The 12,755-nt window shown below is 63.8% G+C and carries 13 protein-coding genes; 10 read left to right on the top strand and 3 right to left on the bottom strand.

The window, feature by feature from the left end; genetic code table 11:
• Window positions 1-101: 101 nt before the first annotated feature.
• Window positions 102-557 carry a MaoC family dehydratase gene (locus ACSC1P_RS08900; protein ID WP_435359791.1) on the bottom strand — a complete coding sequence of 152 codons (456 nt, stop codon included), beginning with the start codon at window positions 555-557 and terminating at the stop codon, window positions 102-104.
• Window positions 558-758: 201 nt separating this feature from the next.
• On the opposite strand from ACSC1P_RS08900, the gene ACSC1P_RS08905 reads away from it, so the two are divergent.
• Complete coding sequence (locus tag ACSC1P_RS08905) at window positions 759-1,571, top strand: alpha/beta fold hydrolase (protein WP_435359792.1); 813 nt, start codon at window positions 759-761, stop codon at window positions 1,569-1,571.
• A complete protein-coding gene (locus ACSC1P_RS08910; protein ID WP_435359793.1) occupies window positions 1,561-3,126 on the top strand; it encodes an AMP-binding protein in 1,566 nt (521 codons plus the stop codon). Before ACSC1P_RS08905 ends, ACSC1P_RS08910 begins: the two co-directional genes overlap by 11 nt.
• Before the next feature lies 1 nt (window position 3,127).
• Here the strand turns inward: ACSC1P_RS08910 and ACSC1P_RS08915 are convergent, their stop codons facing one another.
• On the bottom strand, window positions 3,128-3,931 hold the full coding sequence (locus ACSC1P_RS08915) for a DUF429 domain-containing protein (protein WP_435359794.1): 804 nt from the start codon (window positions 3,929-3,931) through the stop codon (window positions 3,128-3,130).
• A gap of 141 nt (window positions 3,932-4,072) precedes the next feature.
• On the opposite strand from ACSC1P_RS08915, the gene ACSC1P_RS08920 reads away from it, so the two are divergent.
• From ACSC1P_RS08920 to ACSC1P_RS08950, 7 genes are all read left to right on the top strand, one after another.
• Window positions 4,073-4,777 (top strand): helix-turn-helix domain-containing protein, encoded by a 705-nt coding sequence (locus ACSC1P_RS08920; protein WP_435359795.1) that lies wholly within the window; start codon window positions 4,073-4,075, stop codon window positions 4,775-4,777.
• A gap of 137 nt (window positions 4,778-4,914) precedes the next feature.
• Complete coding sequence (locus ACSC1P_RS08925) at window positions 4,915-6,312, top strand: ABC transporter substrate-binding protein (protein WP_435359796.1); 1,398 nt, start codon at window positions 4,915-4,917, stop codon at window positions 6,310-6,312.
• 16 nt (window positions 6,313-6,328) lie between these two features.
• Window positions 6,329-7,132: an ABC transporter ATP-binding protein gene (locus ACSC1P_RS08930; protein ID WP_435360267.1), complete on the top strand. Its 804-nt coding sequence runs from the start codon at window positions 6,329-6,331 to the stop codon at window positions 7,130-7,132.
• Window positions 7,129-7,869, top strand: a complete 741-nt coding sequence (locus tag ACSC1P_RS08935) for an ABC transporter ATP-binding protein (RefSeq protein ID WP_435359797.1) — start codon at window positions 7,129-7,131, stop codon at window positions 7,867-7,869. The genes ACSC1P_RS08930 and ACSC1P_RS08935 overlap by 4 nt, the downstream gene beginning before the upstream one ends.
• Window positions 7,866-8,888: a branched-chain amino acid ABC transporter permease gene (locus ACSC1P_RS08940; protein WP_435359798.1), complete on the top strand. Its 1,023-nt coding sequence runs from the start codon at window positions 7,866-7,868 to the stop codon at window positions 8,886-8,888. The genes ACSC1P_RS08935 and ACSC1P_RS08940 overlap by 4 nt, the downstream gene beginning before the upstream one ends.
• A 151-nt stretch (window positions 8,889-9,039) precedes the next feature.
• Window positions 9,040-10,242, top strand: a complete 1,203-nt coding sequence (locus tag ACSC1P_RS08945; RefSeq protein WP_435360268.1) for a branched-chain amino acid ABC transporter permease — start codon at window positions 9,040-9,042, stop codon at window positions 10,240-10,242.
• On the top strand, window positions 10,239-11,276 hold the full coding sequence (locus ACSC1P_RS08950; RefSeq protein WP_435359799.1) for a 3-oxoacyl-ACP synthase: 1,038 nt from the start codon (window positions 10,239-10,241) through the stop codon (window positions 11,274-11,276). The genes ACSC1P_RS08945 and ACSC1P_RS08950 overlap by 4 nt, the downstream gene beginning before the upstream one ends.
• Window positions 11,277-11,341: 65 nt before the next feature.
• Here ACSC1P_RS08950 and arsN2 read toward each other — a convergent pair whose 3' ends face one another.
• Window positions 11,342-11,788: an arsenic resistance N-acetyltransferase ArsN2 gene (gene arsN2 / locus ACSC1P_RS08955; RefSeq protein WP_435359800.1), complete on the bottom strand. Its 447-nt coding sequence runs from the start codon at window positions 11,786-11,788 to the stop codon at window positions 11,342-11,344.
• A gap of 225 nt (window positions 11,789-12,013) precedes the next feature.
• Here arsN2 and ACSC1P_RS08960 point away from each other — a divergent pair, with 225 nt between their 5' ends.
• On the top strand, window positions 12,014-12,676 hold the full coding sequence (locus tag ACSC1P_RS08960; protein WP_435359801.1) for a hypothetical protein: 663 nt from the start codon (window positions 12,014-12,016) through the stop codon (window positions 12,674-12,676).
• Window positions 12,677-12,755: the final 79 nt, after the last annotated feature.

The following is a 12,755-nucleotide window of genomic DNA, read 5'->3' on the forward strand; positions in this document are numbered from 1 at the left end:
CGCGCGCCAGAACGGTTGGTCGGACTCACCGCGATGGCTGGCACTGGACAGTCGTCGAGCATCCCGCAAGAAAGAGCCAGTTGTGGCTGTCTGTGGCTTACTCAGTCTGCGCCGACTTCCGTGTCTGCCTCGGCGTCGGCTTCGATTGTGGCTGCGTCGTCAGATTCGTGCGGGAGGGACATGACGACGGCTTCGCCGGAGAGGACGGTCGTCTCGTCGGCGTCGACCGTCGTCTGGACGCGAAGTCGGTCGTCGCCGACCTGTTCGACGACCTCGACTGCCGCCTCGACTGTCACACCGGGTTCGACCGGGGCCTGGAAGTGGAGGTCCTGCGAGAGGTAAATGACGTCGCCGGGGAGGTCCGCGAGGGCCGCGCTGACGACGCCGGCAGAGAGCATCCCGTGTGCGATGCGCCCGTCGAACATCGTCTCTTCCGCGTAGTCGTCGTCGACGTGAATCGGGTTGTGGTCGCCGACGAGGTCGGCGTAGGCTTCGATATCGTCCGTCGTTACTGCCTTTCGTGCATTCGCTGTGTCGCCCACCGTAGCTACTGGCATGTGCTTCTCACTTGGAGTAGTGCTTATTAAGGTATTGGTTAACATACCGCGGAGTTCCAATCGTTGTGGCGTTTTATCACCAACGTAACACCGCTAGGACCGAATTTAGTTGCCAGCTACAGGTCGAAACAGCGCGAACGAGCGAGCGAGGTTAACATGTGAAACGGGTACTTTTCTACCACGTCTGGCGTGGAAGGTTGTATGCCACACGTACACAACGACCAGGTCCGAATCGACTACGAGGTCGACGGACCAGACGACGCTCCTGTAGTCGCCTTCTGTGAGGGATTAGGATACGGCCGCTGGATGTGGTCGTTCCAGCGTCGCCGTCTCGACGACTATCGAACCCTCGTGTTCGACAACCGGGGGACCGGCGAGTCCGAGGCTCCGGTCGACGAGGAAGCGTACAGCATCGCCGCGTTCGCGAGCGACCTCGAAGCGGTCCTCGACGCGGAGGGAATCGACCGCGCACACGTCGTCGGCGCGAGCATGGGCGGGATGACCGCCCAGCAGTACGCCCACGAGTACGACCGAGCAGAGAGCCTCACCCTGCTTTGTACCTCCCACGGCGGCGAGGACGCCGTGCCGACACCCGAGTCGACCCAGCAGCGAATGTTCTCGGTCCCCGAAGACTACGACGAACGCGAGGCCCTGCACTACAAGATGCAACCCGCGATGTCCGACGACTTCTGGGAGGACAACCGAGACCTCGTCGAGGAGATCGTCGACTGGCGGCTCTCTTCGGACGCGCCCGACCACGCGCGACTGGCACAGGCCGGTGCTGTCGCCGCCTTCGACAGTACGCCGTGGCTCGCAGACCTCGACGTGCCCACAGTGATCATGCACGGCACCGCCGACCGCGTCCTGCCGGTCGAGAACGGGAAGCGACTCCACGAGAAACTGCCGGGCAGTGACCTCGACCTGTACGACCACGGCTCGCACCTGTTCTTCGTCGAGGAGGCCGACACCGTGACCGAGGCGATTCGAGACCACGTCGAGGCACATGCCCGATAACGCCCAGCCCTTCGAGTGGGTGGGCCAGTGGATCGAACGGCGCGCCGCCCTCTCCCCTGACGCGGTCGGTCTGCGCGACGTGACCACGGGCGAGGCGTACACCTACGCGGAACTCGACCAGCGCGCGAACCGCACGGCGCGACTGCTGCGCGAGCACGGCGTCGAGAGCGGGACCGACGTGGCTCCCGGCGAGGCCGGTGGCCGGGTCGCCGTCCTGTCGCGAAATCGCCCCGAGTTCGTGGACCTGTTCTTCGCCACGGGCAAGACCGGCGGCGTCCTCGCACCCCTGTCGCACCGACTCGCTGCACCCGAACTCGCGGCCTTGCTCACCGACATCGAACCGGAACTGCTCGTCGTCGAAGGCCCGTTCGACGACCTCGTGCGTGACGTGTGTGCGCGTGAAGACTGCGCCTACGACGGTCCGATTCTCGGTCTCGGCGACTCCGCGTACGACTCCTTCGGGAGCGCGCTCCCCGACGACGACTCGCCGGTCGAGACGCCCGACCTGTCGATGGCCGACCCGCACCTCTTCTTGCACACAGGTGGGTCGACTGGCGTGCCAAAGGAGACCGTTCTGACCCACGGGAGCATCGTCTGGAACGCGGTCAACACGGTCACCGCGTGGGGCCTGCGCCCCGAAGACGTGACCCCGATGGTGTTCCCCTTCTTCCACACCGGCGGCTGGAACGTCCTCACGATTCCCTTCTTCCACATCGGGGCAGAGGTCGTCATCGCCCGCGAGTTCGACGCCGAGGAAGTCCTGGAAATCGTGGACGAGCGCGACGCGAGCGTCCTCGTGGCCGTCCCGGCCGTCCTGCGCATGATGACGCAAGCCGAGGGCTGGGCCGACGCCGACCTTGCGACGCTCCGGTTCGCCAAATCGGGCGGCGGGCCCTGCCGCGAATCCGTCATGGAGGAGTGGTGGTCTCGCGGCGTCGACCTCTCGCAGGGCTACGGCCTCACCGAGTGCGGGCCGAACAACTTCGCCATGCCGACCGACTGGCCCCGCGAGAAGGCCGACAGCGTCGGCGTCCCGGCGATGCACGTCGACATCCGCATCGTCGACGGCGGCGGCGAGCGCGTCGACCAGGGCGACATCGGCGAACTCGAAATCGCTTCACCGCACGCCGCGGACCGCTACTGGCACAATCCGGAAGAGACCGAAGCCACGTTCGGACAAGGGTGGGTGTCGACCGGCGACCTCGCCCGACAGGACGACGCTGGCTACGTCTACATCGAGGGTCGCAAGAAGAACATGTACGTCTCCGGCGGCGAGAACGTCTATCCCGCCGAAGTCGAGGACGTCATCGCCGGCCACCCGAAAGTCGACGAAGTCGTCGTCATCCCGGTTCCCGACGAGCAGTGGGGACAGGTCGGAAAGGCCGTCGTCGAAGGCGACGCGAGCCTCACGCTGGAGGAGTTGACCGAGTTCCTCGACGGGAAACTGGCCCGGTTCAAGCGGCCGCGCCACCTGGACTTCGTCGACGAGATGCCGACCTCGGGACCGTCGAAGATAGACAGAGAGACGGTGAAACAGCGGTTCGGTGAGGAGTGAATCAGTTCGGGTTCGCGTACACCATCTCCATCGGTAGTCCTTCCGGATCTGCCTGTTCGTCTGGGAGTTCCTCGAAGACGGCCCGTGACACCGTTTCTGGTGCATCATCCGGGAGTTTTCGGAGGCCCCCAGTCAAGTTGCTGGCAGTCAATGCAAGTGCAAATGCGTCGAGTAGATCATCGTTCTTGAACGTGGGAGTTGTACTGACGGTGTCTATAATTTCATTTGCGGCATCCTGTGCGTGAGTCAGTAATTCAGAGTCAATTCTTTGAAGCACATTGACCCGTTCCCAGAAGGCTGCTGCCGGTTGTCCAGTCTTGGAGTAGGACATTGCGTCTCCGGCTAGGGCCCAGAAACAGACTTCTGGATGTGCCTCCCGAATAGATGTACCGGCGAGCGATTTATTCTCTCTGAGGAAATCATCGACTTCCGCGATTTTCTCACAGATAGCGAACGCTTGAGTTCCGAGACTCCCGTCTGTGTTTTCTTCTTGAATCTCTTTTGCGGCCTCGTACTCAGTGGCATGAGCAGCCGCTCGAATCGGCGGTGGGAACACGCTCCTACTACGGGGATTGCCAAGCACTTTCCGAGCAGCGTCGTCACAAGGACGCTTGTCGTTCGTTGTCTCGCGGAGACCGATTGGGACATCGACTAAAATTGTCGTGTCGTCATTGTCGTACTCAGCCCACAACTCAACGAAATCCGAGTACAATGTCGCACCAATGTATCTGGCCTCACTGTACTCGACAGCCACCCATCCATCCGGACTGCCGTCGACACCGACGAACCGCGGAGTCGAACTCATACCTCGAATCGGGGACACTGACAGAAATAGCTCACGAGAACCGTGATTTCACAGGCAGGAACCGTGCTGGTATCGCATCTGAAAGACAACGTTTATCAACTGACGAGTCGATGTGTGTACACTAGACACACACCAAGAATTATGATAGATATTTCGATGGACATGGAGCAGTACGACTGCCCGTTCATCGACACCACTGCGGACCACGACGTCGCCTTCGCCGCGGCACACTGGGAGTTCAACCCGGTGGCGGAGGAGCTGGAGTGTCGGATGGTCGTCGAAGGAGCGGACAGGGGAGCGCTCGACAACGGCCTGCACGCGCTGCAGGACCACGACCAGATGCACGGCATCGACCTGCTGGCGAAGCGGGACAACGTCGCGCACCTGAAGACGGTGATGGGCCAGACCGATGCGATGGAGACCATTCGCCGCAACGAGGGCTACATCACCGGCCCGTTCTACATCGAGGACGGGAGCGAACTGTGGCACGTCGGCTTCGACGACGCGGGCCGGGCCGACGGCACGCTGTCGGAACTGGAGGCTCACACCGAGTTCGAGGTCGTCGAACGCGACGACACGACACTGCCGACGATGAACGACGTGGTCCAGAACGCCGGGGCCGCGATGGCGCTCATCAGCGGCTGCCGGGACCTCTCGGACGTGGAGCGAGAGACACTGGAGACCGCAGCGACGGAGGGCTACTTCGAGAGCCCGCGAAACACCACGCTCGGTGATTTGGCCGACGAGTTCGGCGTGTCGAAGCCGGCCGTCTCGAAGAACCTGCGGCGCGGCCAGCAGAAGATGGTCGAACGCGTCGTCGAGGCACTGTCGGAACTAGACGACTGAGCGCGGCCGGTTTTTCGCAGTCGTGGTCCGAAGACTCGATTTTTCGCCCGCGAGGTTGATATGTTAACCTTGTAATTATTGCTGAACTTCTTCCGATACATCCTAACATGTCGCGCGTACACATCTCACGAAGACGAATGCTCGGAACACTCGGCGCGGTCGGTGTGGGTGGCCTGGCTGGCTGTACCAGTGGTGGCGACGGGACGGACACGAACACGTCCGCCGACGGTACCGACGGGAATGGCGGCACGGGGAACGGGACGAAGACGACGAAGCAAGCCGGTTCCTCGGCGTCGGGGACGGTGAAAATCGGCGTCATGCAGCCGATGTCCGGTGACCTGCAGTACTACGGGATGCAGGGCATCTGGGGCTTTCTCTCCGGACTCGCGTACAAAACCGACACGGACCCGCTCACGGGGATTCAGACCGGCACGAAGACCATCGAAGACGGCGACGTGACGTGGGAACTGCACTTCAAGGACACCAAGTTCGCCGCGGACACGGCCCAGACGGTCGCGACCGACCTCGTCCAGAACGAGGAGGTCGACCTGCTCTTTGGCTGCTCGTCGTCCTCCGCGGCGACCCGCGTCATCGACACGGTCGTGAGCGCGGTCGACACCCCCTACATCGCGGGGCCGGCCGCCTCCGCGGACATCACCTCCAACGCAGAAACCTGCTCCAAGCAGGTGTTCCGCGCGAACGAGAACACGGCGATGGACGCCCGCTCCGGCGGGACCTACGTCGCACAGGAGACCGACATCGAGAAGGTCTACCTGATGGGTGCGGACTACTCCTTCGGGAAAGCCGTCGTCAACAACTACAAGAACGTCCTCGAGTCGAACGGCATCACCATCACGGGTACGAAGTTCGTCCCGCAGGGCTACTCAGAGTTCGACGGCCTGTTCCAGACCGCCGTCGACTCCGGCGCTGACGCCGTCGTCGGCGGGTTCACCGTCGCGACGCTGCCGAACTTCATGACGACCGCAGCGAACTACGACGTGCGCGTCTTCGGTGGGTTCGCCACCGAAATCACGAACTCGGTCGTCGGTTCCGTCCTCCAGAACATCATCGGCAAGCCGCTGTCTGCGGACAAGATCAAGAACGCCGAGGTCGGCCCGTTCACGACTCGCTATCACTGGAACCAGTACGACAACGAGATCAACAGCGCCTTCGTCGACATGTACACGAACGCGTACGGCAAGGTCCCCGACCTGTTCACCTCGGGTACCTTCACCGCGGCCTCCTCGGTCTATCAGGCGGTCAACGCCTCCGGGTCGACCGAGGGCGCAGACATCGCGACGGCGATGAAGGGCATGACCGTCGCGGACACGCCGAAGGGCAAAGACGGCTACACGTACCAGAAGTACAACAACCAGGCCCGCTCCGAGATGACGGTCGCGTACCCCGTCCCGACGAGCGACGAGTGGAGCGACTACTGGGGTGCGTCCATCATGCCCGGCGAGCCGGTCGCCCGCCTCAGCGCGGACAAGGTCACCATCCCCAAGGACTCGGACCAGATGGGGTGCTCGCTGTAGGCCGATGGCCGCACAGGTGCTCAGAACGAGCGGCCTGACGAAGCGGTTCGGCGGCGTGACGGCGGTCGACGGGGTGGACTTCGCCCTCGGGAGCGACGAGTGCTGTGCGCTCATCGGCCCGAACGGCGCGGGGAAGACGACGTTCTTCAATCTGCTCACGGGCACGCTCTCGCCCACCGACGGGACCGTCGAGTTCCGTGACGGTGACGGGTGGGTCGACGTGACCGACTACGGCCCGCACGAGACCGCCACCGCCGGCGTCCACCGCTCGTACCAGGTCACGAACGTCTTCCCGACGCTCTCCGTGCTGGAGAACGTCCGGGTCGCCGCGCAGGCACACGGAGACGCGACGACGCGCTTCTGGCGCAACGTCGACGCTTTCCCCGAGTTCGTCGCAGAAGCCGAATCGATTCTGTCGCGAGTCGGTCTCGACGGCCAGCAAGCGGTCACCGCTGGCACGCTCAGTCACGGCGAGAAACGCCAGCTAGAGATGGCCATCGCGCTCGCAGGTGACCCCGACGTGTTGCTGCTCGACGAGCCCGCCGCAGGCGTCTCCTCGGAGAGTGTCTCCGACGTGGTCGACCTCATCCGCGACGTGTCGACGGACCACGCGGTCCTGCTCGTCGAACACAACATGGACGTGGTGATGGACCTCGCCGACCGCATCGCCGTGTTGCATCGCGGGAGTCTCATCGCCGATGGCGAACCGGCGGCAGTCCGCGAGGACGACGCTGTACAGGAAGCCTACCTCGGCGGGTACGACCCCGACGCCGAACACCCGGTTCCGGGTGACGGCGGGTCAGAGGAGGGGACCGCATGAGCGCGAGCGATTCGGGAACCGCAGACGCGAATAGCCGCGGTGACCACCTGCTCAGCCTCGACGGCGTCCACACGTACTACGGCGAGAGCCACATTTTGGAAGGCATCTCGCTCCACGTCGACCCCGGCGAGACGGTTGCACTCGTCGGCAGAAACGGTGTCGGCAAGACGACCACACTTCGGACAGCCCTGCAACTCACACCGCCCCGCGAGGGAACCGTCGAGTTCCACGGCGAGGACGTGACCGGGCAGGCGACTCACGAAGTCGCTCGGTCCGGCATGGGCTGGATACCGGAAGACCGCCGCATGTTCTCCGAACTCACGGTCGAGGAGAACATCCGCGTCTCGGTGAAAGACGGTGAGAACGTCGAAGAACACCTCGACACCGCGTTCTCCGCGTTTCCGGACCTCACGGAGTTCCGCGAGCGAAAAGCGGGCAACCTCTCCGGCGGCCAGCAACAGATGGTCGCCATCGCCCGCGGTCTCGTCGGCGAGAACGACCTGTTGCTCGTCGACGAACCGAGCGAGGGACTCGCACCGCAAATCGTCGAGGACGTGGCGACCGCGCTGCGTACCATCTCGACCGACACCTCGCTGTTGCTCGTCGAACAGAACTTCCCGCTGGCGATGGACATCGCCGACCGGTTCTACCTGCTCGACCATGGCGAAGTCGTCCACGAAGACACCACCGATGGTGTCACTGCCGACGACGAGGAGATTCGGAGGTACCTGACGTGACGGGGCTCGTTCCGGCCGCTTCGCTCGTCGACGCCATCGCGCACTTCCTCGATTTGGGTGTGCTCGTCGGTGTCGTCGTCGACGGTCTCGCCAAGGCGTCGCTGTATATCATGATCGCTGCGGGCCTGTCGCTCATCTTCGGCCTGATGGGCGTGCTCAACTTCGCCCACGGCTCGCTGACGGCCATCGGGGCGTACCTCGGTGGTCTCGTCGTCGTGTTACTCGTGGCGCAGGCGAGCGGCGACTTCGCGCGACTCGGGGCGTTCTTCGTCGCCGTCGTCGTCGTGTTCGCGCTCCTGACCGGCTTCGGTAGCTTACTCGAAGTGAAGCTCATCCGCCCACTGTACGACCGGCCGCCGCTGTATCAGATTCTGCTGACGTTCGGCATCACGCTGGTCCTGGAGGAACTCCTTCGAATGGTGCTGCACTTCTACGGCATCCAGCCCACGACGAAGTGGCAGGAACCACTCGGGACGAAACCGTCGTTCCTCGCACCGACAGAGAGTTTCTCCGTCCTCGGGACGAACATCGCTGGTCTGGACCTGTTCCAGATTCTGTTCGGTGTCGTCGTGACTGCTGGTCTCTGGGCGTTCCTGACCCGGACCCGGTACGGCCTGTACATCCGCGCCGGAAGCGAGGACAGCGAGATGGCGGAAGCCCTCGGCATCGACATCCGCCGGGCGTTCACCGTCGTCTTCGGCGTCGGCGTCGGCGTCACCGGTGTCGCCGGCGCGCTCCTGATGTGGGACGTGGCGTGGGCGGCCCAGATATCGCTCGGTGCGGAAGTGCTGCTTCCGGCGTTCGTCGTCGTCATCGTCGGCGGGCTCGGGACGTTCCGCGGGACGGTCGCCGCGGGTGTCCTCGTCGGGCTCGTCGACGCGGTGACGACTGAACTGTTCACCAGCGACATCGTCGGCTTCTCCGCGTTGCCACAGCTGGTCATCTTCCTCATCCTCGTGGTGATGCTCGTCGTGCGCCCGCAGGGGCTCTACGGCGTCGAGGAGGTGGGTGGCCATTAGCGACGCGACCGCGGACTCGACCTCGAACGAGTCCACGCGCTCGGACACGGCGGCAACCGTCGAATCGACCGAGGAGTCCTACCTCGTTCGCTACGCCCGCGAGCAGTCCGTCCACCTCGCGGTGGTCCTGTTGCTCGGGCTGTATCCGTTCATCTACACCTTCCTGACCGAATCGGCCGTCGCCGCAGAGATGGCGATGTTCCTGCCGCGCATCGACACGATGATCGCGGTGTTCTACTTCGGCCTGTTCGCCATGTCGTTCGACTTCATCAGCGGCTACACGGGCTACCTCTCGTTCGGCCACGCCGCCTTCTACGGACTGGGCGCGTACTTCGTCATCCTCGTGGCCAACGGGAAGGTGCCGATACTCGGCGCGAACACCCCGTTCATGGTGAGTCTACTCGTCGCCGGACTGCTCGCGGTCGGCCTCGCGTTGCTCATCGGTGCGGTGTCGTTCCGCCTCTCCGGCGTCTACTTCGCCATGATCACGCTCGGGTTCTCACAGATTCTGTACGTCCTCTTCGCCAACTGGGACTTCGTCTCGCAGAACCCGCAAGACGGCGTCTCGGCGACTGTGAGCGAAGGCTTCGCCGTCGGAATTCCGTACGTCGACGCGCTCAACATGCGCATCGGCCGCCTGCTCGGTGACACGTTCACCTTCGGCTTCGACTTCGTGCAGATGACGGGAATCGAACTCCTCTCACCCATCAGCCACACGATTTCGCTGTCGGGGACCGAGGTGTCGTACTACATGATCGGCCTCGTCGTGCTGGTGAGCTACTTCGTCCTCCAGCGCATCATCCACTCGCCGTTCGGGCGAGCGATGATCGCCATCCGCGAGAACGAAGAGCGCGCCCGTGCCGTCGGCTACGACGTGTTCCGCGTGAAGATGGGCGCGTTCGCCATTTCCGGGTTCTTCGGTGCAGTCGCCGGCGGACTGCTAGCAGGCTACCGCGGCTCGGTCGCGCCTGAGAACTCGTTCTACTTCCTCACCGCGGGTGACGCCCTCCTCGCGTCGATTATCGGCGGCTTCGGCACCATCGCTGGGCCGCTGTTCGGTCGCCTGTTCCACGAAGGACTCCACGAGTTCCTCTCGAAGGAAGGCGGTGGCTTGCTCCCGTACCTGCGCAGTGAACTTGGACAGGGTACCCTCGACACGGTCATCTGGAACGGCTTCACCGTCGCCGAAGGCATGGAGACGTTCCTGAACGGCCGGGCCGGGCTGTACATCGGCCTGCTGTTCGTCTTGTTCGTCCTGTACGTCCCCCACGGTCTGCTGGGCACGCTCCGCGTGCGCCTCGGCGGCACCGTGGCGAAGCGACTTCCGGCGCACATTCAGCGGTACCTACGATGACCGGGAACGAATACCCCGAGTCGGTCGCCCTGACCGGTCTCGGGACGTACGTTCCCGACGAGACCGTCTCCGGTACCGAAATCGCAGACCGAAGCGGCGTGCCCGAAGACGTCGTCGTCGAGAAGATGGGCCTGCGCGAGAAGCACGTCTGTCCGCCCGACGACGACCACTGCACCGACATGTGCGTGAAAGCCGGGCGCGAAGCCCTGGACGACGCAGACATCGACCCCGCTGACGTCGACCTCCTCCTCTACCACGGTAGCGAGTACAAGGACCACGTCGTCTGGTCGGCCGCCGCGAACGTCGCGGACCGACTCGGCTGTGAGGACGCCTTCGCTACCGAGAGCTACACGCTCTGTGCCGGCGTGCCAATCGCGCTCCGGCAGGCGAAGGCACAGCTACTCGCCGACCACGTCGACACCGCACTGCTCGTCGCCGCGAGCAGAGAAGAAGACCTCGTCGACTACGAGAACGAGCGCTCGTCGTTCATGTTCAACTTCGGGTCGGGGGCCAGCGCCATGGTGCTGGAAGCCGACCCTGAACCGGACCGAGTTCGCGCTACCATCGGCGAGAGCTCGGCCCTGACTGACGGGTCGTTCTCCGGCGACGTGGTGATGCCCGCGGGCGGGTCGAACCGCCCGGCCAGCGTCGAGACGGTCCAGCAGGGCCTGCACACGCTCGACGTGCCCGACCACGCCTCGATGAAAGAGCGACTTGCCGACGTGAGCCTCGACAACTTCCTGTCAGTGGCGACCGACGCGATGGCGCGCTCCGGTGTCGACTCCGTCGATTTCGTCGCGCTGACGCACGTGAAACGGTCGTTCCACGACTACCTCTGCGACCAACTGGGCTGTGACCCGGAGTCGGGTGCGTACTACCTCGACGACTACGGCCACGTCCAGTCGTGCGACCAACTGCTCGCGCTGGAAGAAGGTCTCTCGCGAGGTCGTGTCGAACCCGGCGACGACGTGCTGTTCCTCGCCGCTGGGACCGGCTACACGTGGGCGGCGACCTGCCTGACGTGGTGGAGATGACACCGTAGGTCGGGCAGTTGCGCTCGATGCGACGACGCGGCGTCACTTCGTATCCTCGTTGACGCTCACGGGAGCGACCGTCGCATACAGACGGCCGAAGACGGGCAGAGACTATCGAACTCGGTCGTCTCCTGTAACGACGATGGTGCTGCGTCGCGGTCGATTCTCTCGTAGCCACGGTCATCGAAGAATTGCTCGGCCGTCGTCGTCAGCAGGTACAGCGTCTCGACACCGGTATCGGCCGCCGTCGATTCGAGTTCGTCACACAGCGCCGTCCCATAGCCGCACTCTCGCTTCGACGCTGCGACCACGACCGACCGAAGGAGACCGTCGGTGCCGTACACCTCGATACCGCCGCCGCCGACGCGCTCCTCGTCGTCGTAGCCGACGTAGAACCGACCATCGCTGGACCGCACGTCCGCCGAAGGTAAGCCGTTCTCGTCGAGGAGCGATTCGAGGTACGAGAGTTCCTCGGCCGCAGCGATACGGAGGGTGAGCGTGACGCTGTTCATACGAAGTACTCTATTCGAACGGGCAAGTGCATTACCGCAATAGCACGGTGGTTGTCTCCGATATCGTGCTGCTTTCAGAGTCCGCCATCGAAGCACCCAGCCACGCGGTAGATAGCTACTGGGCCCCACACCCAACAATAGGACAAATTGCCCCATTATTTGGTTCTAGTAGGAAGTTATTAGTGCCACCCACCAGAAACAACCAATTGTTGGTGCGACCACCCAATGATTGAAACCACTATCCGCGACCCAGAGAAGCACGAGACCCTCCGCGCAGACAGTCAGGGCCGAATCAACCTCGGCGTCCAGTACGCCGGCCGTACCGTCGAAATCGTCGTCGCCGAGTCCCGGACTGCCGACTCCGAGACCACCGAGGTCCAACAGACCATCGGCGACCGACCGATGGCAGAACACGAGCGACAGGGGATGCTGTTCGTCCGTCTCCTCGGCCTCGACCAGACGTTCCTCACCGGCGACCACAGCGCCGTCGTCGACGAGAACGACGTGGACGCCGAGACGGTCGGACTCTCCGACGTGGACTGGTCGAAGGGCTACCTCCTCGACGCGAAGAACGTCGCCCGCTTCGAGTTCGACCCCGATTCCGAGGAACAGTTCCCGTTCGGCGAGGAGATTACGGCCGAACCGGTCGAGGTCAGCGCCGACAAAGGTGAGTCCGGCGTGCCAGTGTACCGCTTCGAAAACGAGGCCGGCGGCGTCTCGACGGTCGCAACGGAGTACGTCGAGTCCGTCCAGCGCATCTTCGGCTACGACCCGACCGAAGAACTGTCGAACGTCCGCGTCCACTCCGGCGACGCACCGCATCCGGTCGTGTTCCGTAACCCGACCACTGACGGCTACATCGCCGTCGCGCCGCGCGTCTCAGAGTGATTCGCCGGTGGCGGTAGAGAGCGACGACCGAGTCATCCCACGACACCGACGGTGGGCGTGGTGCCGAACACCGCCCACA

Source organism: Haloarchaeobius caseinilyticus, assembly GCF_051207395.1.
Classification (GTDB): Archaea; Halobacteriota; Halobacteria; order Halobacteriales; family Natrialbaceae; genus Haloarchaeobius.